20 protein-coding genes are annotated in these 21,668 nt (G+C 63.9%); 4 read left to right on the forward strand and 16 right to left on the reverse strand.

What is annotated here, in order from left to right; genetic code table 11:
* Positions 1 to 47 precede the first annotated feature (47 nt).
* Positions 48 to 413 carry a RidA family protein gene (locus OHD62_RS00185; protein ID WP_263780185.1) on the reverse strand — a complete coding sequence of 122 codons (366 nt, stop codon included), beginning with the start codon at positions 411 to 413 and terminating at the stop codon, positions 48 to 50.
* A gap of 262 nt (positions 414 to 675) precedes the next feature.
* On the opposite strand from OHD62_RS00185, the gene OHD62_RS00190 reads away from it, so the two are divergent.
* On the forward strand, positions 676 to 1,434 hold the full coding sequence (locus tag OHD62_RS00190) for an SDR family NAD(P)-dependent oxidoreductase (RefSeq protein ID WP_263780186.1): 759 nt from the start codon (positions 676 to 678) through the stop codon (positions 1,432 to 1,434).
* Positions 1,435 to 1,440: 6 nt separating this feature from the next.
* Here OHD62_RS00190 and OHD62_RS00195 read toward each other — a convergent pair whose 3' ends face one another.
* The 6 genes from OHD62_RS00195 to OHD62_RS00220 all read right to left on the reverse strand — a co-directional run bounded on the left by OHD62_RS00195 (position 1,441) and on the right by OHD62_RS00220 (position 7,279).
* Entirely contained in the window at positions 1,441 to 2,505 is a 1,065-nt protein-coding gene (locus tag OHD62_RS00195) for an ABC transporter ATP-binding protein (protein ID WP_263780187.1), read from the reverse strand.
* A gap of 41 nt (positions 2,506 to 2,546) precedes the next feature.
* Positions 2,547 to 3,368 (reverse strand): carbohydrate ABC transporter permease, encoded by an 822-nt coding sequence (locus OHD62_RS00200; protein ID WP_263780188.1) that lies wholly within the window; start codon positions 3,366 to 3,368, stop codon positions 2,547 to 2,549.
* A complete protein-coding gene (locus OHD62_RS00205) occupies positions 3,369 to 4,307 on the reverse strand; it encodes a carbohydrate ABC transporter permease (protein WP_263780189.1) in 939 nt (312 codons plus the stop codon).
* On the reverse strand, positions 4,307 to 5,644 hold the full coding sequence (locus OHD62_RS00210; RefSeq protein ID WP_263782243.1) for an ABC transporter substrate-binding protein: 1,338 nt from the start codon (positions 5,642 to 5,644) through the stop codon (positions 4,307 to 4,309). The genes OHD62_RS00205 and OHD62_RS00210 overlap by 1 nt, the downstream gene beginning before the upstream one ends.
* A gap of 63 nt (positions 5,645 to 5,707) precedes the next feature.
* Entirely contained in the window at positions 5,708 to 6,367 is a 660-nt protein-coding gene (locus tag OHD62_RS00215) for a GntR family transcriptional regulator (protein ID WP_263780190.1), read from the reverse strand.
* A gap of 27 nt (positions 6,368 to 6,394) precedes the next feature.
* Positions 6,395 to 7,279: a dihydrodipicolinate synthase family protein gene (locus OHD62_RS00220; protein ID WP_263780191.1), complete on the reverse strand. Its 885-nt coding sequence runs from the start codon at positions 7,277 to 7,279 to the stop codon at positions 6,395 to 6,397.
* Positions 7,280 to 7,545: 266 nt separating this feature from the next.
* Here OHD62_RS00220 and OHD62_RS00225 point away from each other — a divergent pair, with 266 nt between their 5' ends.
* Entirely contained in the window at positions 7,546 to 7,893 is a 348-nt protein-coding gene (locus tag OHD62_RS00225; protein ID WP_263780192.1) for a lysozyme inhibitor LprI family protein, read from the forward strand.
* 351 nt (positions 7,894 to 8,244) lie between these two features.
* Here OHD62_RS00225 and OHD62_RS00230 read toward each other — a convergent pair whose 3' ends face one another.
* On the reverse strand, positions 8,245 to 8,673 hold the full coding sequence (locus tag OHD62_RS00230) for an Lrp/AsnC family transcriptional regulator (protein WP_263782244.1): 429 nt from the start codon (positions 8,671 to 8,673) through the stop codon (positions 8,245 to 8,247).
* Positions 8,674 to 8,795: 122 nt separating this feature from the next.
* Here OHD62_RS00230 and OHD62_RS00235 point away from each other — a divergent pair, with 122 nt between their 5' ends.
* Positions 8,796 to 9,899 (forward strand): saccharopine dehydrogenase family protein, encoded by a 1,104-nt coding sequence (locus tag OHD62_RS00235; RefSeq protein WP_263780193.1) that lies wholly within the window; start codon positions 8,796 to 8,798, stop codon positions 9,897 to 9,899.
* A gap of 196 nt (positions 9,900 to 10,095) precedes the next feature.
* Here the strand turns inward: OHD62_RS00235 and lpdA are convergent, their stop codons facing one another.
* From lpdA to OHD62_RS00255, 4 genes are all read right to left on the reverse strand, one after another.
* Entirely contained in the window at positions 10,096 to 11,493 is a 1,398-nt protein-coding gene (gene lpdA, locus OHD62_RS00240; protein WP_263780194.1) for a dihydrolipoyl dehydrogenase, read from the reverse strand.
* 246 nt (positions 11,494 to 11,739) lie between these two features.
* The gene (locus tag OHD62_RS00245; RefSeq protein WP_263780195.1) at positions 11,740 to 13,065 is read right to left on the reverse strand and encodes a dihydrolipoamide acetyltransferase family protein; all 1,326 of its coding nucleotides are present in this window, start codon (positions 13,063 to 13,065) and stop codon (positions 11,740 to 11,742) included.
* Position 13,066: 1 nt separating this feature from the next.
* Positions 13,067 to 14,080, reverse strand: a complete 1,014-nt coding sequence (locus tag OHD62_RS00250; RefSeq protein ID WP_263780196.1) for an alpha-ketoacid dehydrogenase subunit beta — start codon at positions 14,078 to 14,080, stop codon at positions 13,067 to 13,069.
* 2 nt (positions 14,081 to 14,082) lie between these two features.
* On the reverse strand, positions 14,083 to 15,315 hold the full coding sequence (locus OHD62_RS00255; RefSeq protein ID WP_263780197.1) for a 3-methyl-2-oxobutanoate dehydrogenase (2-methylpropanoyl-transferring) subunit alpha: 1,233 nt from the start codon (positions 15,313 to 15,315) through the stop codon (positions 14,083 to 14,085).
* A gap of 479 nt (positions 15,316 to 15,794) precedes the next feature.
* On the opposite strand from OHD62_RS00255, the gene holA reads away from it, so the two are divergent.
* A complete protein-coding gene (gene holA / locus OHD62_RS00260) occupies positions 15,795 to 16,841 on the forward strand; it encodes a DNA polymerase III subunit delta (protein ID WP_263780198.1) in 1,047 nt (348 codons plus the stop codon).
* 276 nt (positions 16,842 to 17,117) lie between these two features.
* Here the strand turns inward: holA and OHD62_RS00265 are convergent, their stop codons facing one another.
* From OHD62_RS00265 to mnmG, 4 genes are all read right to left on the reverse strand, one after another.
* Positions 17,118 to 18,002, reverse strand: coding sequence for a ParB/RepB/Spo0J family partition protein (locus OHD62_RS00265; protein WP_263780199.1), 885 nt, complete (start codon positions 18,000 to 18,002; stop codon positions 17,118 to 17,120).
* Between the two features lie 73 nt (positions 18,003 to 18,075).
* Positions 18,076 to 18,876, reverse strand: coding sequence for a ParA family protein (locus OHD62_RS00270; protein WP_263780200.1), 801 nt, complete (start codon positions 18,874 to 18,876; stop codon positions 18,076 to 18,078).
* 49 nt (positions 18,877 to 18,925) lie between these two features.
* A complete protein-coding gene (rsmG, locus tag OHD62_RS00275) occupies positions 18,926 to 19,558 on the reverse strand; it encodes a 16S rRNA (guanine(527)-N(7))-methyltransferase RsmG (RefSeq protein ID WP_263780201.1) in 633 nt (210 codons plus the stop codon).
* Entirely contained in the window at positions 19,555 to 21,441 is a 1,887-nt protein-coding gene (gene mnmG, locus OHD62_RS00280) for a tRNA uridine-5-carboxymethylaminomethyl(34) synthesis enzyme MnmG (protein WP_263780202.1), read from the reverse strand. The genes rsmG and mnmG overlap by 4 nt, the downstream gene beginning before the upstream one ends.
* Positions 21,442 to 21,668: the final 227 nt, after the last annotated feature.

Genomic DNA, 21,668 nt, shown 5'->3' on the forward strand with positions numbered 1-21,668 from the left:
CGACTGTTTCCCGTTCTGTCCCTGTCGGTTGTCTTTGTCGGCGCCGGTCAGAGCGGCCGGTAGGCGACCGCTTCCACCTCGATCTTGATGTCAATCATCAGCCGCGATTCCACCGTGGTGCGCGCCGGCGGATCCTTTGGAAAATGCCTGGCGTAGACGGCATTGAAGGCGCCGAAATCGCGCGCATCCTCCAGCCAGACCGTCGTCTTGACCACGTCGTCCATGACGCACCCAGCCAGCGCCAGCGCTGCCTTCACATTCGAAAGCACCTGCTCGGTCTGCTCGACGATGCCGCCCCTGACCACCACGCCGTCGCTGCCGACCGGCACCTGGCCGGAGACATAGACAAAGTCGCCGGCCCGCACCGCCGGCGACAGCGGCACATGCGACGTTCCAAAGCATTGCTTGGGCAAGGAAAAGCCTCCTGTTCATGCCGCGACACCGCGCGATCTTCTTATAGCGCCATTTGCCCGTTTCCTCCCCGACGGTCTACGCCTGTCCAGACGATTCTCATACAGGCTTTGTAGGAAAGCAACATTTTTTGGAATTCATGTTGCTTTATTACAAGAGCGTCAGCATCCTGCACGCCAAGCGGTTGTGGCAGGTGTTTTATGAAGCGATTGCATCAGGACATGCGGCAGGGGAAGATTGGATGAGGGGCAAGCGAGGAGCCATATGATTGATTTCGGCGGGCGCAACGTGGTGGTGACGGGTGCCGCCGGCGGCGTCGGCAGCGCCCTGGTCACGGTGCTGTCGGCCTGCGGAGCCCGGGTGATCGCTTGCGATCGCGAGGGGACCGACCTGACCGCAGCTTGTATCGCCGAGGCGCATCATTTCGACCTGCTCGATGACAAAGCGGTTGCATCGTTTGCCGGCAACGTTGGCAAAGGCAATGCGCCGGCGGCGGTCATCTCGAATGCCGGCTGGACACGGGCGGAAACGCTCGCCGATGTCTCGCTTGCCGCGCTCGATGATGAGATGGACCTGAATTTCCGCAGCGCAGCACTCCTGTCGCAGGCGCTGCTGCCCGCCATGCGCAACCAGCCGCAGGGCGCTGCCTTCGTCTTCATCTCCTCTGTTAACGCGCAGGCCCATTTCGGCAATCCGGCCTACGCCGCCGCCAAGGCCGCACTCAACGCCTGGATGCGCGCCATCGCCACAGAGGAGGGCCGCAACGGCATCCGCGCGAATGCCGTCATTCCCGGCTCGATCCGCACCGGGGCCTGGGAACATCGCCTGGCGCAGAAGCCGGAAATCCTCGCCGCCGTCGGCAAGCTCTACCCGCTCGGCAGGCTGGTCGAACCGGTCGAGGTCGCCCGCGCCGCGGTCTTCCTTGCATCGCCCTTTGCCAACGGCATCACCGGCGCGACGCTCAATGTCGATGCCGGCCTGATGGCCGGCAACCTGCCGTTTCTCGACCAGATCGGCGGCTGAGCGCGTTCACTGATTAAGCCGCCGTCCGGTCTTGGCGTCGAACAGATGCGCGCAGGCGCGATCGATCTCGATCCGCACCGGCTCGCCCTGCTTCAGCGCCAGCCGCTCGCGAAACAGGCAGGAGATCTCTTCGCCGGCGCAATCCACCCTGGCGAAAATCTCCGAACCCGTGGCTTCCAGGAGCGTGACCGTACCGGAGATCCCTTGCGCCGCGGCCCTGATATGTTCGGGGCGGATGCCGTAGACGAGCTCGCCCCCGGCGGCATTGGCCGGATGAACGTCTTCAGGCAGGGGCAGCGTCAGTCCGCCCGTGCTGCGGAACACGCCTTCCTCGATCCGGCCATGGATGAAGTTCATCGCCGGCGAGCCTATGAAGCCGGCGACGAACAGGTTGGCCGGACGGTCGTAGAGATCGAGAGGCGCGCCGATCTGCTCGACCAGGCCGTCATGCAGCACGACGATCTTGTCGGCCATGGTCATGGCCTCGATCTGGTCGTGCGTGACATAGATGGTGGTGGTGCCCAGCCGCTGGTGCAGCGCCTTGATCTCGCCGCGCATCTGCACGCGCAATTTGGCGTCGAGATTGGACAGCGGCTCGTCGAACAGGAAGACCTGCGGGTCGCGCACGATCGCGCGGCCCATGGCGACGCGCTGGCGCTGGCCGCCGGAAAGCTGGCGCGGATAGCGGTCGAGCAGCTTTTCCAGGCCGAGGATGCCGGCCGCCCGGTTGACGCGGCTGGCGGTATCGGTCGGATCGGCTTTCTTGATCTTGAGCGCGAAGCCCATATTGTCGGCCACCGTCATATGCGGATAGAGCGCGTAGTTCTGGAACACCATGGCGATGTTGCGGTCCCGTGCCCTGAGATTGTTGACGGTGCGCTCGCCAATAGCGATCTTACCGCCCGAGATCGTTTCCAGTCCCGCGATCATGCGCAGCAGCGTCGACTTTCCGCAGCCCGACGGCCCGACCAGGATGACGAATTCGCCGTCGGCGATATCGACGCTGACATCGTGAATGATCCGGGTGGCTCCGAAAGCCTTCTGCACGTTGTTGATGGTTACCGATGCCATTGGATGTCTCCAAAAAAGAGTGATGTCCGCTCGGGCCGCCCTCAGCCGCCCTTGACGGCGCCCGCCGTCAGTCCCGCGACGATCTGCCTTTGCGCGAACATGGTCAGGACCAGCACCGGCAGCGTCACCACAAGTGCTGCGGCAGCGAGCGGTCCCCAGCTCACCTGCTCGTAGGACAGCATGTTGTAGACGGCGACCGGCAATGTCCGCGTCTCGCGGCTGGCGAGCACCACGCCGAAGACGAAATTGTTCCACGAGAAGATGACCGACAGGATGAAGGCGACGACGATGCCCGGCTTGGCGATCGGCAGGGCGACCAGCCGGAACACTTGCCAGGAGCTGGCGCCATCGATGTTGGCGGCCTCTTCCAGCTCCATCGGTGTCGTCTCGAAATAGCCGATCATTACCCAGACGACGATCGGCACCGTCACCACCAGATGGATGATGATCTGCGGCCACAGCGTGCCGAGAATCCCGATCCACTGGAACAGCAGGAACAGCGGGATGAGATAGGACAGCCCCGGCGTCATGCGGGCGATCATGATGACGACCGCCGATCTTTCAGCCTTGAGCCGGGCGATGCCATAGCCGGCCGGCACGCCGATGAGCAGCGCCAGCAGTGTCGCCGTGCCGGTCACCAGAACGGAATTCCAGAGATAGAGCAGGAAATTGTTCTCCTCGAACACCTTTGCGTAGTTCGACCAGGCGAGATGTTCGGGGATCAGGATCGGCGGATAGGCACCGTTGTCGATCTCGAACTTCAGCGACAGCGAGATCATCCAGAGGAAGAACAGGATCGCCGGCGAGACGATGACCAGAGCCGCGAAAAACAGGCCGATCTGATTGAGCAACCGTGAACTCATCTATTTGCCCTCCGCGTCGATCCATTGGGAGCGCTGGCGCAGCATCAGCAGGATGAAGGACAGCGCCACGATGACGATGAAGAACACCACGGCCATGGCCGAGCCATAGCCGATGTCGTAATAAGAGAAGGCGGTGTTGTAGAGATAGATGTTGATGGTTTCCGAGGCGGTGCCCGGCCCGCCCTGGGTCATCGCATAGATGATGTCGAAGCTCTTCAGCGCATCGATGGTACGGATGATCAACGCGATCATCAGGAACGGCGCGATCATCGGCAGAGTGAGGTAGCGGAATTGCTGCCAGGCATTGGCACCGTCGATCTCGGCGCTCTCGAAGGGCTCGCGCGGTACCGAGGCCAGCCCGCCAAGCACGATCAGCATCACCAGCGGCGTCCACTGCCAGGTCTCGACCGCAACCAGCGAAGGGATGACCGTGTTGGCGTTGAAGATCCATTCCTGGGCGGGGATGCCGACCAGCGACAGGAGATAGTTGAGCACGCCGAGCTGCGGATGGAACATCATCGTCCAGACCAGCGCCACGGCGACAGGCGTCGCCATCATCGGCATTACGAAGACGCCGCGCAGCAGGCCACGCAGTGGAAATCTGGCGTCGAAGATCAGGGCGGCGACGGTGCCGAGGAACATCGGCGCGGCAACCGACAGGAACGTGTAGGTCAATGTATGCCAAAGGGATTCCCAGAACCGGGCATCGCTTGCCAGGCGCAGATAGTTCTCCATCCCGGCAAAGCTCCGCGACTGGCCGAGCGTCCAGCGGTTGACACTCATCCACAGCGTGAACGCCCAGGGAAAGACGATCACGGCGCCGACGACGATGAGGGCCGGAACGACGAAAGGCCAATAGTTGGGAGCCAGCCGAACCGGCTGGCCCCCTTCGATTGTCTGCGTCGTGACCCCGGTGCGGTCTGGGGTGATGGCCGACATCAGCCTTGCTCGCTCCTGTCGAGAACCGGCTGGAATTGCTCGGTGGCCTTCTTCAACTCATCGGCGGGATCGGCGCCGGCGATCATGTTGGTCAACGCCACGCCATAGATGTCGCGGAACTCGGTGACCGGGATGATGACCGGCAGCGACAGCCGGCTGACATTGCCGGAGCCGACCACGGCGTCCAGCCAGCTCGCCGGCATGGTGACGCCTTCGCGCACCTTGGGATTCTCCAGCACCGATTTGCGGAACGGCACCCCGGCGCCGGCCTGCAGCAGGCGCGCGCCCATGGCAGGCGAGACCGCCCACTGGCAGAAGAGATAGGCGGCCTCCTTCTTTTCGCTGGCGGCCGTCACGCCGATGCCGTCGCCGAAGGTGCCGGCGGCATGCGCCTTGGGGCCTTTGGGCATAACGCCATAGCCGACCTTGCCGACCACACGCGATTTCTCCGGATTCTCCATCGGTGGGGCAAAGCCGACGCCATCGAACCACATGCCGATCTTGCCTTGCAGAAAGGCCGACTGCGCCTCGGCCCAGTTGAAGCCGGTGACGCCCGGAGGCGCCGACTTGGTCATCAGCCGCTGATAGAGGCCGGCGGCCTCGATCGCCTCGGGCGAGGTGGTGCGCAGCTTGCCCTGAGCGTCGAGTGGCGTCATGTCGTAACCGAGCATCAGCGACGTCCACACCGGCGTGTTGGCGTTCTTGATGCCGCGGGCGACGAAACCGAACGTATTGCTCGAGGGGTCGGTCAGCGCCTCGGCGGCGGCCACCAGTTGCTCGAACGTCTCGGGGTATTTGAGGCCCTTGGCCTCGAACAGCTCCTTGTTCCAGTAGAGGATCCAGTAATCCACCGAGAACGGCAGCGAGCGCAGCACGCCCTGGCCGTCCTTGGCAAACAGCATGCCGGCCTCGGCGAAATCGCCTTCGACCAGCCCTGGATCGGTAAGGCTGGGGTCGGCAAGGTAGCCGGAAATGTCGGCCAGCCAGCCACCCTTCTCGAACTGCCGCTTTTGCACGTGATAGCTCAGATGCACGACGTCGAAGCTCGGCTTGCCGGAGCTCAGCTCGATCACCGTCTTCTGGCGCTGCTGCTGCTCTGGCGTCGCCTCGGCATTGACCTTGATGCCGGTCAATTCCTCGAATTCGGCGAGATACTTCAGGATGGTGTCGCTGCGCGGGCTCTTCACCAGATTGACGTCGAGCGTCGTGCCGGCAAAGCGCTTCCAGTCGACATCAGCGGCAAAGCCGGGGCGCAGGCCGGCAAATCCGGCGGCGGCAAGTACCGCGGTTCCCTGAAGCAATTGCCTCCTGGTTGGGTTGAACAGATTGGACGACATTTCTTCCTCCCGGTTGCTGTCGTTGTCGATTGCGCCGCGGACCGCGGCACGGTTCATGCTTCCTCAGATCTGGAGCGCCAGCCGGCGCGCATTGTCGATATGCAGGCTGATCGCCTCGACCGCCTTCTGCGGGTCGCGACTCTCCATGGCTTCGATCACCGCCAGATGCTCGCGCATTACCGGCACGACGCGGCCGTCGATGCGAAAACGCTCCTGGTGAATCAGCCGGATCTTCACCGAATTGACCAGATAGGCCTTGGCGATGATCTCGTTGCCGAGCGCATCGATGAAGGTGTCGTGCATGGCCCAGTCGATATTCTGGGCCTTGGCTTCCATTTCCGGTGTCGGCGTTTCGGCCTGCGCCTGGGCCAGCATGTCCTCATGTTCACGCCGCAGGCGGGCAAGCTCGGCGTCGGACGCGCTGGTGGTGAACAGCGCGACCGCTTCGCGCTCCATGAACAGGCGGAACTGGAAAGCCTCGCGGATCAGGCTGATGTCGATATGCGCGATCTGCATGCCGCGCTGCGGGATCGTTGTCAGAAGACCCTCGGCCTCGAGGCGCGGCACGATTTCGCGGATGGCGCCAAGCGGCAGCCCGGTAAAGGCGACCAGTTCGCGCTGCGACACGAACTGTCCCGGCCTGAGATCACGGGCCAGCAAATGCCGGGTGAAGCTGGCATAAGCTTTTTCCCTAAGGGTTGCTGGTTCGCTGCTGTCGTCCATTTCAGCGCGTTTCTTCCTTGTTGCCGGTCAGACCGGCTCTTTTGCAAACAGCCTGTCATAGGCCGCAGCAAGCTGTCGCTGCCCCGGCGAAGCGATCGGTTCCAGCGGCGGACGGACCGCCAGCCAGCGTTCGTCGCCGGTCTCGCGCGCCACCATGACCTTCACCGCGGCCGTGACCGGGTATTTGAGCAATTCAAGCACGAAGTTCTCGACGCGGGCATCGTCACGCCCGTCCTCGGCCATGGCACGGATTTCGCTGGTTACGAAATTGGCCATGCCGGAGATCGCGCCCTGGGCGCCAATCCTCACCGCTTGCGCCAGATGCCTTTCGTCGCCGATCAGGACCACCAGGTCGCCATGGGCGCCAAGCAGCGCCTGGCTGTAATCCCAGTCGCCGCTGGAATCCTTGACCCCAGCCACCACGCCCGGAAAGGCGGCGCGCAGCCGGCCGATCAGGTCGAGCGACAGCTTCACCATGGTAACGGATGGGATGTTGTAGACGAGCACGTCGCGGCCGAGCGGCCCGAGTGCTGCGAACACCGCCGAGAACCAGCCGAACAGGCCGTCGTCGCCGACATTCTTGAAATAGCTCGGCGGCGCCAGAAGGATGTTGCGGGCGCCGCGCCGCAAGGCGTCGCGCGCCTGCCCGGCGGCATCTTCGACAGCATCCACCAGCACCCCGGCAACGAGCTGGTTTGGCGCGATGCCGGCGGCCAGCATAGCCTCGGTGACGGACCGCCGTTCCTGCGTACCCACCGACGCGCCTTCGCCGGTGGTGCCAAAAAGCGTCACGCTGCCGCAGCCAGCGGCCAGGCATTTGCGCGCCTGCGCGACCATCGCGGACATGATGATCTGCCCGGAGGCATCGAAAGGCGTGGCGAGGGCGGCCGAAAGACCAAAGCGTGATGTCACCGGGCAATCTCCGAAAGGAAGCTCGTGGTCAGCACTATCACACTAACATGTTAGTAGTAAACCACCCCGCTGAAGTTTTCGAATGAACGTTGGCCACCCCGTAATTTTTCAGCCAAACGGGCCTCCTTCCGTGGCCAAAATTCGTATGCCATTTCGCTTTGTCGTACATTGTTTACGATGTCGCGGCATTGCCCTTTACGTCGCCGGACATGTCCCCGATTGTCCGCCAGGTCGCCCGAAACAAGGCATCCAGCGAGGACATCCCGATGAAGACAAGCATGGCGCTGGCGGCCCTCGTCCTGATGGCTGCGAGCGGCGGCGGGCAGGCGGCAAGCTTCGACTGCGCCAAGGCAAGTGCGCCCGACGAGATCGCCATCTGTCAAAGCATCGTGCTGTCGGCGCTCGACAGCGAAATGGGCGCCTACTGGCACGTCCAGCAAAGGCTGGATTGGGGGATGAGCGGGCGCCAGCAGATCGACGACGACGCCAAAACGTTCCTCGATGGCCGCACGAAATGCGGGCCGAACGTCCAGTGCCTGCAAAGCCACTATACGGCGCGCATCGACAGCCTGAAGCAGAGCGTCGACGACTGGCTGAAGAACGCCGCGCAGTAGGTCTTATCCTCAGTCAAGGTCGGCGATAGTTCCCTTGGGCAAGTCGCAGCCTTGTGAGATTGGCCGAAAACCTCCCTCTTCGTCATCCTAGGGCGAAGCAAGGAGCGTAGCGACGCGGCGCAGACCCTAGGATCCATGCCGCAGCCTAGCGGTAGTGCTCCGGCGGGCCAGAACCGAGTGCTCGTCGCAGCGGATAAAGGCGCCATTCGGAACCGCTGCATTCTTCGGCCGAGGTCACGGGATGGATCCCAGGGTCTGCGCTCCGCTTCGCGTTCGCTCCGCCCTAGGATGACGAAGCCATGGTGGTCGGCGCTAACCACCAGCGCTGGAGAATGGCGACGCCGTGCCCCCTCACCGATCGATCCGCGTCGACAGAATGATCGAGGACGAAGTCCGCTCCACCCCGTCCATCGCGCCGATTTCGTCGAGCAGCGTGTCGAGATCCCTGATCGACGGCGCGTCGACGATGACAATCATGTCGAAATTGCCGCTGACCGAATGCAGCGTGCGCACCGGCGGCAGCGCCTGCAGCGCGCGCACCACCTTGTCGGCAAGCTTGGGCGTGACCGTGAGCAGCACATGCGCCCGCACCAGGCCGCGTTCATAATCCGGCGAAAGCCTCACCCCATAGCCGGCGATGATGCCGCGCTGCTCGAGCCGCTCGAGCCGGCTCTGCACGGTGGTGCGCGACACGCCGAGCCGCCGGGCCAGTTCCGCCGTTGAGGCCCGCGCATTGTCGCGCAAGAGGGAGAGAAGAGCTTGTTCGGCATCGCTGAGCATTTCGACCAACCCCGTCGGCATATCGACCATTTCGTGACTTCGTTTCGAACAATTCCACGCTTCCTTTCGACAGGCAAGCTGCGATTCTGTGCGCTCAACCAAGTCTGGGCGAGGGAACCGTCATGAAGAAAATCGTAATCGTTGGCGCCGGCAAAATCGGCTCGACCATCGCCGGCATGCTTGCCGCGACCGGCGACTATCATGTCACCCTTGTCGATCGTTCAGTGGCGCAGCTTGGGCAGGCCGAACTGCCGGCCAGTGTTGCAACGCTGGAACTCGACATAGCGGAGGCCGGCGCCCTCGAAATGGCGCTCGCCGGCAGTTTCGCGGTGCTGAGTGCTGCACCCTTCCATCTGACCACGCGCATCGCCGAGGCTGCGGCAACCGCCGGCGTCCACTATCTCGACCTGACCGAGGATGTCGCCGCCACCAGGCGCGTCAAGGAGCTGGCCCGTTCGGCCAAAACCGCCTTCATCCCGCAATGCGGGCTGGCGCCGGGCTTCATCTCGATCGTCGCCAACGATCTCGCCAGCCGCTTCGACACGCTGGAGAGCGTGCGCATGCGGGTCGGCGCGCTGCCGCAATATCCGTCCAACGCGCTGAACTACAATCTGACCTGGAGCACCGACGGCGTCATCAACGAGTATTGCGAGCCTTGCGAGGCGATCGTCGAAGGCGAGCTGGTGGAAGTGCCGCCGCTGGAGGAGCGCGAGGAATTCTCGCTCGACGGCGTCACCTATGAGGCCTTCAACACCTCGGGTGGGTTGGGTACTTTGGCCGAGACGCTGAAGGGCAAAGTGCGCACGCTGAACTACCGCACCATCCGCTACCCCGGCCATGCCGCGATCATGAAGGCGCTGCTCAACGATCTCGGCCTGCGCCACCGCCGCGACGTGCTGAAGGACATTTTCGAAAGCGCCCTGCCGGCAACGCTGCAGGACGTGGTCATCGTCTTCGTCACCGTCAGCGGCCTGAAGAACGGCCGCCTGCTGCAGGAGACCTACGCCAACAAGATCTATTCGAAGCGCGTCGGTGAGACCGTGCGCAGCGCCATCCAGATCACCACGGCCTCCGCCATCTGCGCCGTGCTCGACATGCTGGCCGATGGCAGCCTGCCGGCGACCGGCTTCATCAGGCAGGAGGACATCGCGCTCGACGCCTTCCTCGCCAACCGTTTTGGGAATGCCTACGCGCAGCACGAGATGGTTAGCCGGCTGGCGAGTTGAGCGCCTATCTCCCCCCTTGAGGGGGAGATGTCGCCGAAGGCGACAGAGGGGGTCGCCTCGCGTAGAGCGCCAACCTCCATCTGTCGCAAGGGAGGTCGCGTCCAGTCGAACCGACCCCCTCTGGCCTGCCGGCTATCTCCCCTCAAGGGGGAGATCACGCGCTCCGAGGGCGGCACCCACCATCACACCGCCATCCCTAGATATGCAGCGCGTGCCCCAGCGCCTTCAGCGCCGCTTCCTGAAAACCCTCACCCTGCGTCGGATGAGCGTGGATGGTGCCGGCGATGTCTTCCAGCCGCGCCCCCATTTCCAGCGCTAGGCCAAAGGCCGCCGACAGCTCCGAAACACCTTGCCCGACCGCCTGGATGCCGAGCACCAGGTGGTTGTCGGCGCGGGCAACGACGCGAACGAACCCTTCCTCGCCCAGCTTCGTCATCGCCCGGCCATTGGCGGCGAACGGGAACTGGCCGACCTTGATCTCGCCGCCCAGCGCCTTCGCCTTCTCCGGCGACAGGCCTGCGGTGACCAGCTCGGGATCGGTGAAGCAGATGGCGGGGATTGAGCGCTTGTCCCAGCTTCTTTTGTGGCCGGCGACGATCTCGGCGACCATTTCGCCTTGCGCCATCGCCCGATGCGCCAGCATCGGCTCGCCGGTGACGTCGCCGATGGCGAAGACGCCGCGCATCGAGGTGCGGCACTGATCGTCGATGCGGATGAATTTGCCTGCCATGTCGAGGTCGATCTGCTCGAGCCCCCAGCCTTCGGTCACTGGCTTGCGCCCGACGGTGACCAGAATCCTGTCGGCAGCGATCTTGGTATTCTTGCCGTCCTTCGTCTCGACCAGCAGCGCGTCGCCCTTGGTCGACAACCCCTTGGCCTTGGCGCCCACAAGCACCTCGATACCGAGGTCAGTGAGCCGCTTCACGACTGGCCGGGTCAGCTCGGCATCATATTGCGCCAGCACGCGTGGCAACGCCTCGACCACGGTCACGCTGGCGCCCATCTTGGCGAAGGCAATGCCGAGCTCGAGCCCGATATAGCCGCCGCCGACAACGGCAAGCCTTTCCGGCACTTCGCTCAGCGCCAGCGCTTCGGTGGACGAGATCACCCGCCCACCGAACGGCAGCGACGGCAGCTCGACCGACGCCGAGCCGGTGGCGATCACCACCGTCTCGGCGCGGACGACTTGCATGCCGGTCTCCGTCTCGACCTCGACGGTCTTGCCGTCTCGGAATTTCGCCCAGCCGTGCACGGTCTTGACCCCGGCTTTCTTCAGCAGGCCGGCGACGCCGCTGTTCAGTCGGCTAACAATGCCGTCCTTCCAGGCAACGGTCGTTTCGAGATCAATGGATAGTGTTGCGATTGAAATGCCGAGCAGGCTCTTGCCGCCGGCCATGTGCGACGCTTTCTCGAACTCTTCGGCCGCATGGATAAGCGCCTTTGACGGGATGCAGCCGACATTGAGACAAGTGCCGCCCGGTTTGCCGAACTCGACGATAACCGTATCTATGCCAAGCTGGCCGGCGCGGATGGCGCAGACATAGCCGCCGGGGCCGGCACCGATAACGAGCAGCTTGCAGGAGATTTCTTTCATGGTGTGACCCTAACTCGTCGCCGCACTAGATCCGAAGGAACGTTCTGTAGCGATCCTTCGCGCCCCCCTCTGTCCTGCCGGACATCTCCCCCACATGGGGGGAGATTGGCAGCTTCGGCGCTCCGCTCACTGCTCCAACGGTGAAGATCGGCGAAGGCCGGCGTGACGTCCGATCTCCCCCCTTGTGGGGGAGATGCCTGGCAAGGCAGAGGGGGGCGCTGTCCCGCCATCATTTCGATCGTTCCCCTAATCCACGAAAATCATCGCCGGCGTCTCCAGCAGCGTCTTGATGCGCTGGATGAACACCGCAGCGTCCCAACCGTCGATCACGCGATGGTCGAAGCTCGACGACAGGTTCATCATCTTGCGCGGGATGAACTGCGTGCCGTCCCACAGCGGCCGCACCATCATCTTGTTGACGCCGACGATCGCCACTTCCGGGTGGTTGATGACCGGCGTCGTCGCCACGCCGCCCATGGCGCCGAGCGAGGTGATGGTGATGGTCGAGCCGGACAGCTCGTCGCGCGTCGCGGTGCCGGATTTGGCGGCCTCGGCCAGCCGGTTGAGCTCGGCGGCGCAATCCCAGATGTCGCGCGCCTCGGCATGCCTGACCACCGGCACCACCAGCCCCGATGGCGTCTGCGCGGCAATGCCGATATGGACGCCGCCATGCTGGTGGATGATGCCGGCCTCGTCGTCGAACAGCGCGTTGAGCTGGGGCTGGTCGGCGATCGCCTTGACCATGGCCCGCATCAGGAACGGCAGCAGCGTCAGCTTCGGCCTTTCCGCGCCGGCCGGACGTTTCTCCTTGTTGAGCGCGGCGCGCAGTTCCTCCAGCGCGGTGACGTCGATCTCCTCGACATAGGTGATGTGCGGAATGCGCGATTTGGCGAGCGCCATCTTCTCGGCGATCTTGCGCCGGAGCCCGATCACTTTGATGTCTTCTATCGTCTCGTTGCGGGCGAGGCCGGATGTCCTGGCGACCTGCGGTCCCCGCGCCAGGAAGGCGTCGATGTCCTCATGGCTTATGCGCCCGGCCGGGCCGCTGCCGGCGATCTGCCTGAGATCGATGCCGGCCTCCTTGGCCCTCAGCCGGATGGCGGGCGAGGCCAGCGGCTTTTCGCCCTCGGGACGCGGCGCGCCGGAGACGGACGGCCGCGCCGCGCTGTTCGCAATGGAAGGAGATGGTTTCGCCTTTGCCTCTTCGGCCTTTGGCGCCGGTTTCGCAGTTGCCGGCACGGCTTCGGGTTTCGGCGTTGCCAGCTTCGCCGGAGGCTCCGCTCGGACGCCCTCTTCCGCCGGCTCGCTCCCGGCCTTGACATTGCCCTCACCCGCCACTTTCAGCCGCACGATCGGCGAGCCGATCGCCACCGTGTCGCCGATCTCCGCACCCAGCCACAGGACCTCACCATCGACCGGCGAGGGGATTTCGACCGTCGCCTTGTCGGTCATGACGGCGGCAAGCACGGCGTCCTCGCGCACGAGATCGCCGACCTTGACGTGCCACTCGACCAGTTCCGCCTCGGCGACGCCTTCGCCGACATCCGGCAGCTTGATGATGTGTTCGCCCATCTTAAGCTCCCATGGTTTCAAGCAGAGCGCGGCCAACCCGCGCGGGCCCAGGGAAATAGTCCCATTCCTGCGCATGCGGATAGGGCGTGTCCCAGCCGGCGACGCGAGCCACCGGTGCTTCGAGATGATAGAAACAACTCTCCTGCACCAGCGCCGACAGCTCGGCGCCGAAGCCGGAGGTCAGCGTCGCCTCATGCACCACCACACAGCGCCCCGTTTTCTTCACCGAGGCGACTATTGCGTCGAGATCGAGCGGCAGCAGTGTTCTCAGATCGATGATCTCCGCATCGATGCCGGTTTCGGCGGCGGCGGCCTCGGCAACATAGACCATGGTGCCATAGGCAAGCACGGTGACGGCAGCGCCCGGCCGCCGGATGACGGCCTTGCCGAGCGGGACCGTGTAATGGCCGTCGGCGACCTCGCCGAGTTCATGCTTGGACCATGGCGTTACCGGGCGGTCGTGGTGGCCGTCGAAGGGACCGTTATAGAGCCGCTTCGGCTCCAGGAAGATCACCGGGTCGGGATCCTCGATCGCCGCGATCAACAGGCCTTTGGCGTCGTGCGGATTGGACGGCACGACGACCTTCAGGCCGGAGACATGGGTGAACAGCGCCTCCGGGCTCTGGCTGTGCGTCTGGCCGCCGAAGATCCCGCCGCCGGTCGGCATGCGCACCACGATCGGGCAGGTGAAATCGCCGTTCGAGCGGTAGCGCAGCCGCGCCGCCTCCGAGACGATCTGATCGTAGGCGGGATAAACATAGTCGGCAAACTGTACCTCGACGCAAGGCTTCAGGCCGTAGGCCGCCATGCCGATGGCTGAGCCGACAATGCCGGCCTCGCTGATCGGCGCGTCGAAGCAGCGGCTCTTGCCGTATTTCGCCTGCAGGCCCTGCGTGCAGCGGAAGACGCCGCCGAAAAAGCCGACATCCTCGCCGAACACGATGACGCGCTCGTCACGCGCCATCGACACGTCCATGGCGTCGCGGATCGCCTCGATCATGGTCCGTCTTGGCATGGTCAGACCCCTGCCTGCTGGCGCTGGCGCCTGAGATGCGGCGGCATTTCGGCATAGACGCCTTCGAACATGTCGCGCGTCGACGGCTTGCCGCCGGCATGCAGCGTGCCGTGGCTCTCGGCCTCCTTTTGCGCCGCAATCACCGTCTCGAGGATTTCCGCTTCGGCCTGGGCGTGGCGCTCGTCCGACCAGACGCCGCGCTGGATGAGGTGGTTCTTCAGCCTGACGATCGGGTCGCCGAGCGGCCAGGCGTCGGATTCGGCCTTCGGCCGGTAGGCCGATGGATCGTCGGAGCTCGAATGCGCACCGACGCGGTAGGTGACATATTCGACCAGCGTCGGCCCGAGATTGCTGCGCGCCCGCTCCGCGGCCCATTTGGCCACCGCATGCACGGCGAGATAATCATTGCCGTCGACCCGCAGCGAGGGGATGCCGAAGCCGAGGCCGCGCGCGGCGAAGGTGCCGGAGCCGCCACGCGCAATGCCCTGGAAGGTCGAGATCGCCCACTGATTGTTGACCACGTTGAGCACGACCGGTGCCTTGTAGGTCGAGGCGAACACAAGTGCTGCATGGAAGTCGGATTCGGCCGTCGAACCGTCGCCGATCCAGGCGGCGGCGATACGCGAATCATTGGAGATCGCCGAAGCCATCGCCCAGCCGACCGCCTGGATATACTGCGTTGCCAGATTGCCGGAGATCGAGAAGAAGCCATGCTCCTTCGACGAATACATGATCGGCAATTGCCTTCCCTTCAGCGGATCGGCCTCGTTCGAATAGATCTGGTTCATCATCGTGACCATCGGATAGCCGTCAGCGATGAGCAGGCCGGCCTGCCGATAGGTCGGAAAATTCATGTCGCCGGGGGTCAGCGCCTTGCGGAAGGCGCAGCTTACCGCCTCTTCGCCGAGATGCTGCATGTAGAAAGAGGTCTTGCCCTGGCGCTGCGCCATCTGCATGCGCGCGTCGAAGCTGCGCAGCGTCATCATGTGGCGCAACCCCTTCAGCAGCTCGTCATCGGAAAGCAGTCCGGCCCACGGCCCGACCGCCTCGCCATTGCGGTTCAAGACACGGATGATCGAAAACGCCATGTCGCGGATGGTGCGCGGATCGACATCGATTTCCGGGCGCGGCACCGAGCCGGCCTTGGGTATCGTCACATTGGAGAAATCCGGCGTTCCGCCCGGCCGCACTTCCGGTTCCGGCACATGGAAGCGCAACATTCCAGCATCGGCCATGACCTTCGTCCTCCACTGTTGCCCGATCTTCGCACACCGCCAGACCAGTGCCAATTCGTTGGCATGCTTCGATCGAAATGCCGCCGGATAGCGTCAGCCCGACGAGACCCCTCTTCAGTGACGTAAAATGAAGACAAGTGCCCGTAATTTCCTGTCTAACTTCCACCGGGAGGCGCAACTTGACATAAGATTGCGCCGGGCTTCCCGCCAGATAAGACAATTGGCGGCTGTTGGGCGGCCGGAGCTGCCAATCTCCCCCCTTGTGGGGGAGATGCCCGGCAGGGCAGAGGGGGGCGTGAAGGAACGCCAACCTTGTTCACCTGCAACCAGCCGCGAGCATTGCCTGAGGGCGTCATCGCAATCGTTGAGAGGTCGGCGGGACAGCGCCCCCCTCTGTCCTGCCGGACATCTCCCCCACAAGGGGGAAGATCACGCTCTCCTCCATTCACCCCGCCTCCACACCATGCTAACCATCCCCCATGGCACAGAAGAAAGCTTACGAGGTCGATTCCTGGCTGGCGAAGCCCGATCCGCGCGTCTCGATCGTCCTCATCTACGGTCCCGATCGCGGGTTGGTCGCCGAGCGCGCCAAGGCCTTTGCTGAAAAGACCGGCCTGCCGCTCGACGATCCGTTCTCGGTGGTCAGGCTCGACGGCTCGGAGATCGACCGCGACGAGGGCCGCCTGCTCGACGAGGCCCGCACCGTGCCGATGTTTTCGGATCGCCGCCTGTTATGGGTGCGCAATGCCAGCGGCCAGAAGGCGCTGGCCGAAGACGTCAAGGCGCTTGTCACGGAGCCCGCGCGCGACGCGATCATTCTCATCGAGGCCGGCGACCTGAAGAAGGGCGTCGGCCTGCGCTCAATCGTCGAGGCGGCCGACAGCGCCATGGCGCTGCCTTGCTATGCCGACGAGGCACGGGACATCGACGGGGTCATCGACGACGAATTGCGCAAGGCCGGCATGTCGATGGCGCTCGACGCAAGGCAGGCTCTGCGCCGCAATCTCGGCGGCGACCGGCTGGCCTCGCGCGGCGAGATCGAGAAGCTGGTGCTCTTTGCCCATGGCCAGAAAGAGATCAGCCTCGACGATGTCCGGGCGATGTCGGGCGATGTCTCCGGCGCCTCCTTCGACGATGCCGTCGACGCCTTGCTCGAAGGCAAGATCGCTGACTTCGACACCGCCTTCACCCGCCATTGCCAGTCCGGCGGCCAGCCTTTCCTGGTGCTGTCGTCGGCGATGCGGCAGTTGCAGGCGATGCAAGCCATGCGCGGCCAGATGGATTCCGGCGGCCGCAACGCCGCCTCGGTCGTGGCCACGGCCCGCCCGCCGGTTTTTTTCTCGCGCCGCAAGCTGGTTGAAAGAGCGCTCGAACGCTGGAACAGCGAGGCGCTCGGCCGCGCGCTCAACCGCCTGCAGACCGCCGTGCTGCAGACCCGGCGACGGCCGGATCTGTCGGTCGCGCTGGCGCGCCAGGCGCTGCTCGGCATCGCGGTGGAGAGCGCAAGGCTGGCTCAGCGAGGATGATCTCCCCCCTTGAGGGGAGATATCGCCAAAGGCGACAGAGGGGTCGGTCCGACCGGGCTCGCCTCCTGCAACGAATGGAGGTTGGGCGCTCGACGCTCGGCGACGCCTTCTGGCCTGCCGGCCATCTCCCCCCTCGAGGGGGGAGATTCGCGGCCGCACCGATTTCGCCAATTGCCAACGCCACGAAAAGGAAGGGCCGACACAAGTGCCGGCCCTTCCTCTTAAGCTTAAGCCAGAACTTAATTTGCCGGCTAAATATAGTACCGTTTCAGCAGCCTACCGCTCTTGTTTCAACCGCCGACAAAGCTCGTCGAGCTGCTCCAGCGTCCGGTAGGAGACGTGGAGCACCCCACCCTTCCCCTTGTGCTCGATCGTGACGATCATGCCGGTCGTGTCGGTCATCAGCTTCTCCAACGCCAGCGTGTCGGCATCCTTCTGCACCGGTTCGGCCTTCTTTGGCGCGGCTTTCGCGCCGGTCGGCATCTGCGCCAGCGCTTCGGCCTGGCGCACCGAGAGCCCGTCTTCGACGATCCGTTTGGCAAGGCCGGCCGGATCCTCTGATGTCACCAGCGTGCGGGCGTGGCCGGCCGACAGCGCGCCCTCGACCAGCATGTCGCGGATCACCTCGGGCAGCTTCAACAGCCTGAGCGTGTTGGCGACATGGCTGCGGCTCTTGCCAATGACATTGCCGAGATCGGCCTGGGTATAACCATGGTCGTCGATCAATTGCTGATAGCCCTGCGCCTCTTCGACCGGATTGAGGTCGGCGCGCTGGACGTTTTCGATGATCGCCAGTTCCAGCGCGGTGCGATCGTTCACGTCGCGCACGATGATCGGGATCTCGCTCAGGCCGGCGCGCTGTGCGGCGCGCCAGCGCCGCTCGCCGGCGATGATCTCGTAACGGCCGGGCTGCGACGGCGAGGGCCGCGCCACCACCGGCTGCACCACGCCATGCTCGCGAATCGACTGCGCGAGATCGGTCAGTTCGGCATCGCCGAAATGCCGGCGCGGGTTCTTCGGATTGGGGCTGACGAACTCGATCGGCACCTTGCCGTCGGCGCCCATGCCCGGCTTTTCCACTGCTGCTGCCGGGCGATCGATTTCGCCGATCAGCGCCGCCAGTCCCCGCCCCAGTCTTTTTCTCGAAAGGTCTTCACTCATCATCCGTCCAGATCGTTTCGGTATCGAATCGGCTTCTAGTTAATATTGCGTCCCAAAATCAGGGCGGAATGCCTTACGCGGCGCGCAATTTGCGCTCGCGGCGGATCACTTCGGAGGCAAGCTGCAGATAGGCCTGGCTGCCCGAGCATTTGAGGTCGTAAAGGATCGCCGGTTTGCCGTAGGACGGCGCCTCGGAAACGCGGACATTGCGCGGAATAATGGTCTCGTAGACCTTGTCGCCCATATGCGCCCGCACATCCTGCACCACCTGATTGGCGAGATTGTTGCGGCCGTCATACATGGTCAGCACGATGCCCTGGATAATCAATTCGGGATTGATCGTTCGCCGCACCTGCTCGACGGTTTCCAGCAATTGGCTCAGGCCTTCGAGCGCAAAGAACTCGCATTGCAGCGGAACAAGAACAGAATCGGCTGCCGCCATTGAATTCAAAGTCAAAAGATTGAGCGACGGCGGACAGTCTATAAGCACATAGCCGAAGGGCGCGCCACGCTCGCTGGCGGCACGCAGCGCATTGCGCAGCTTGAGCACGCGGTCGGGCGCGGAAGCGATCTCCATCTCGATGCCGAGCAGGTCGAGCGTCGACGGCACGATCGACAGGCCGGGCACCGCGGTCGGGATCGCCGCTGCTTCCAGATCCAGCTCTCCGGTCAGCACGTCATAGGACGAGACGGTGCGGTCCTTGCGGTCGATGCCAAGGCCCGTCGAGGCATTGCCTTGCGGATCGAGGTCGACGATCAGCACCTTTTCGCCGATCGCCGCCAGCGCCGTGGCCAGATTGATGGCGGTCGTCGTCTTGCCGACGCCGCCCTTCTGGTTGGCTACGGTGATGATTCGAGGGCCGTTCTTCATCATGGGTCTATGCCAGAAATTCATTCCGAGGTCGCCAGTAAAAGGGAACAAGTCAGCGGGGTCGCAAGCCAGACAATTCGAGGATGACGCCTTGGGCGTCGGTCACGCTGGCATGTTCTACCAGATCGAAGGACCATCGTTGAGTGCTTTCTGCCACTTCGGCGCGGTAATCCCGGCCTTTGTGGAACAGCGCGCGACCCCCCCTGGTCAGCCAGGGGGCCGACAGGTTGAGCAGGTCCGGCAGCGACGCAAGCGCTCGGGCGGTAACGATTTCTGGAGCAGAAACAATCAGATAGCTATGGTCGATGCGCCGCGCGACGACCCGCGCCGGCAGCTTGAACTGGCCGACGACCGCTTGCAGGAACGACGCTTTTTTCCGATTGCTTTCAACGAGATCGATGCTGGCGCCGTCGCGTTCGGCAAGCAGAAAGGCCATGACCAGGCCCGGAAAGCCGCCGCCGGAACCGAGATCGACCCAACGCCTGGCCGCAGGTTCGATTCGTGCCAGTTGCGCGCTGTCGAGGATGTGACGGCCCCAGACATCATCCAGCGTCGACGGCGCGGCAAGATTTATGCTGCGGTTCCACTTCTGGAAAACCTGTTCGAACTCGACCAGACGATCGAATGTTTCACGTGAAACCGGGCCGGCTGCCTCTTGCAGGCTCGCCCAGGACGCAGCGCTCACGCAACATCCCTTTGCGCATTCTTTTGTAGGGCCGCCTCAGCGTTGCGGACATGCGCGACAATAATAGCCAGCGCCGCCGGTGTCATGCCCTCCATGCGCTGCGCATCGGCAATCGAGCGCGGCTGGCGCGTCAGCATCTTCTGCTTCAGCTCGTTGGACAGGCCCGGGACTGCGTTGAAATCGAGCGAAGCCGGGATCAGCCGGCTCTCCTCATGCCTGATCTGCGTGACGTCGGCTTGCTGGCGGTCAAGGTAAACGGAATATTTCGCTTCCGTTTCAAGGCGCTCCGCCGTCTTGGCGTCGATGGCGCTGAACTCCGGCGCGATTCGTGCCAGCCAGGCGATATCGACACCGGGGTAGGCCAGCAATTCATAGGCCGAGCGGCGCACGCCATCCTTGTTGATCTCCAACCCATGGCGCGCCGCCTCGTTGGGCGTCATGGTGATGCCCTGCGCGAGCACCCGCGCCTTGTCCAGATCCCGCTGAACCCTGTTGAACCGCTGCGTACGTTCCCGCGAAGCGATCCCGAGCTTCGTCGCCAGCGGTGTCAGCCGCTCATCGGCATTGTCGGCCCTGAGCGACAGCCGGAACTCGGCCCGTGAGGTGAACATGCGGTAGGGTTCGCTGATGCCGCGGCTGGTCAGATCGTCGATCATCACCCCGATATAGGCCTCGGTACGGCTGAGCACGATTTTCTCTGTTGCCGACGCCTTGCGGGCGGCATTCAGGCCGGCCAGCAAGCCTTGGGCGCCAGCCTCTTCATAACCCGTTGTGCCATTGATCTGCCCGGCCAGGAAAAGACCGCCGATCCGCTTCGTTTCCAGGGTCGGAAACAATTCGCGCGGATCGACATGGTCGTATTCGATGGCGTAGCCGGGCTGCAGCATGGTCGCCCGTTCCAGGCCGGGGATGGTCTTCAATATGTCGAGCTGCACATCCTGCGGCAGGGAGGTCGAAATGCCGTTGGGGTAAACGGTATCGTCGTCCAGCCCCTCGGGTTCGAGGAAGATCTGATGACCCTCGCGGTCACCGAACTTGACGATCTTGTCCTCGATGGACGGGCAGTAGCGCGGCCCCACACCTTCGATCGAGCCGGAATACATGGCGGAGCGGCCGAGATTGGCGCGGATCAGCTCATGCGTGGCCGCCGTCGTACGCGTGATGCCACAATGGATCTGCGGGTTCTGGATAGCGTCAGTCATCAGAGAGAACGGCACGGGATCTTCATCCGCCGCCTGGCTCTCCAACGAGGCCCAGTCGATGGTGCGGCCGTCAAGCCGGGGCGGCGTGCCAGTCTTCAACCGTCCAAGCCTAAAGCCCGCACGGCTCATCGTCGCCGACAGACCAAGACTGGCCTGTTCGTTCATGCGGCCGGCGACGATCTTCTTCTCGCCGATATGGATAAGGCCGCGCAGGAAGGTTCCGGTGGTCAGCACCACGGCGCCGCAGGCAAGGCGCCTGCCATCTGCGAGAAGAACGGCGATGATCTGCCCATCGTCAATCTTGAAATCCAGAACCTCGCCCTCGACCACGTCCAGATCGTTCTGCTGCCGAATCGCTGCTTGCATGGCAAGGCGATAGAGCTTCCTGTCGGCTTGCGTCCGCGGCCCGCGCACCGCCGGCCCCTTGCGGCGGTTGAGCAAGCGGAACTGGATGCCGGCCGCATCGGCGACGCGCCCCATCAGCCCGTCCATGGCATCGATCTCGCGCACCAGATGCCCCTTGCCAAGGCCGCCGATCGCCGGATTGCAGGACATGACGCCGATCGTGTCGAAGCGCAGCGTCACCAGGGCAGTCCGCGCACCGACGCGCGCGGCCGCACTGGCCGCCTCGCAACCCGCGTGGCCGCCGCCCACCACAACCACATCATAGTGATCGGTCATTCCAGTGTTCCAGTTTCAGAGTGGTCGACACATGTGCCCGAGAGGAGCTGCTGTCAAGGACGCAGAGCAGAGTCGTTTCACGTGAAACAATGCAAACGACGCGGCAACTCCTGAACTTCGTCATCCTAGGGCGAAGCAAGGAGCGAAGCGACGCAGCACAGGCCCTAGAATCCATGCCGTGACATCGATGGCAGGCGATGGCCTGTCCGGATCGAGTGCTTCTCCTT

Origin of the sequence: Mesorhizobium sp. YC-39, from assembly GCF_025753795.1 — a bacterium.
Taxonomy (GTDB): Bacteria; Pseudomonadota; Alphaproteobacteria; order Rhizobiales; family Rhizobiaceae; genus Mesorhizobium.

Excerpts from the sequence above, each read along its gene's own strand:
- OHD62_RS00190 (WP_263780186.1), top strand. The coding sequence starts at position 676 with ATGATTGATTTCGGCGGGCGCAACGTGGTGGTGACGGGTGCCGCCGGC.
- OHD62_RS00195 (WP_263780187.1), bottom strand. The coding sequence starts at position 2,505 with ATGGCATCGGTAACCATCAACAACGTGCAGAAGGCTTTCGGAGCCACC.
- OHD62_RS00200 (WP_263780188.1), bottom strand. The coding sequence starts at position 3,368 with ATGAGTTCACGGTTGCTCAATCAGATCGGCCTGTTTTTCGCGGCTCTG.
- OHD62_RS00205 (WP_263780189.1), bottom strand. The coding sequence starts at position 4,307 with ATGTCGGCCATCACCCCAGACCGCACCGGGGTCACGACGCAGACAATC.
- OHD62_RS00210 (WP_263782243.1), bottom strand. The coding sequence starts at position 5,644 with ATGTCGTCCAATCTGTTCAACCCAACCAGGAGGCAATTGCTTCAGGGA.
- OHD62_RS00215 (WP_263780190.1), bottom strand. The coding sequence starts at position 6,367 with ATGGACGACAGCAGCGAACCAGCAACCCTTAGGGAAAAAGCTTATGCC.
- OHD62_RS00225 (WP_263780192.1), top strand. The coding sequence starts at position 7,546 with ATGAAGACAAGCATGGCGCTGGCGGCCCTCGTCCTGATGGCTGCGAGC.
- OHD62_RS00230 (WP_263782244.1), bottom strand. The coding sequence starts at position 8,673 with ATGCTCAGCGATGCCGAACAAGCTCTTCTCTCCCTCTTGCGCGACAAT.
- OHD62_RS00235 (WP_263780193.1), top strand. The coding sequence starts at position 8,796 with ATGAAGAAAATCGTAATCGTTGGCGCCGGCAAAATCGGCTCGACCATC.
- lpdA (WP_263780194.1), bottom strand. The coding sequence starts at position 11,493 with ATGAAAGAAATCTCCTGCAAGCTGCTCGTTATCGGTGCCGGCCCCGGC.
- OHD62_RS00245 (WP_263780195.1), bottom strand. The coding sequence starts at position 13,065 with ATGGGCGAACACATCATCAAGCTGCCGGATGTCGGCGAAGGCGTCGCC.
- OHD62_RS00250 (WP_263780196.1), bottom strand. The coding sequence starts at position 14,080 with ATGCCAAGACGGACCATGATCGAGGCGATCCGCGACGCCATGGACGTG.
- OHD62_RS00255 (WP_263780197.1), bottom strand. The coding sequence starts at position 15,315 with ATGGCCGATGCTGGAATGTTGCGCTTCCATGTGCCGGAACCGGAAGTG.
- holA (WP_263780198.1), top strand. The coding sequence starts at position 15,795 with ATGGCACAGAAGAAAGCTTACGAGGTCGATTCCTGGCTGGCGAAGCCC.
- OHD62_RS00265 (WP_263780199.1), bottom strand. The coding sequence starts at position 18,002 with ATGAGTGAAGACCTTTCGAGAAAAAGACTGGGGCGGGGACTGGCGGCG.
- OHD62_RS00270 (WP_263780200.1), bottom strand. The coding sequence starts at position 18,876 with ATGATGAAGAACGGCCCTCGAATCATCACCGTAGCCAACCAGAAGGGC.
- mnmG (WP_263780202.1), bottom strand. The coding sequence starts at position 21,441 with ATGACCGATCACTATGATGTGGTTGTGGTGGGCGGCGGCCACGCGGGT.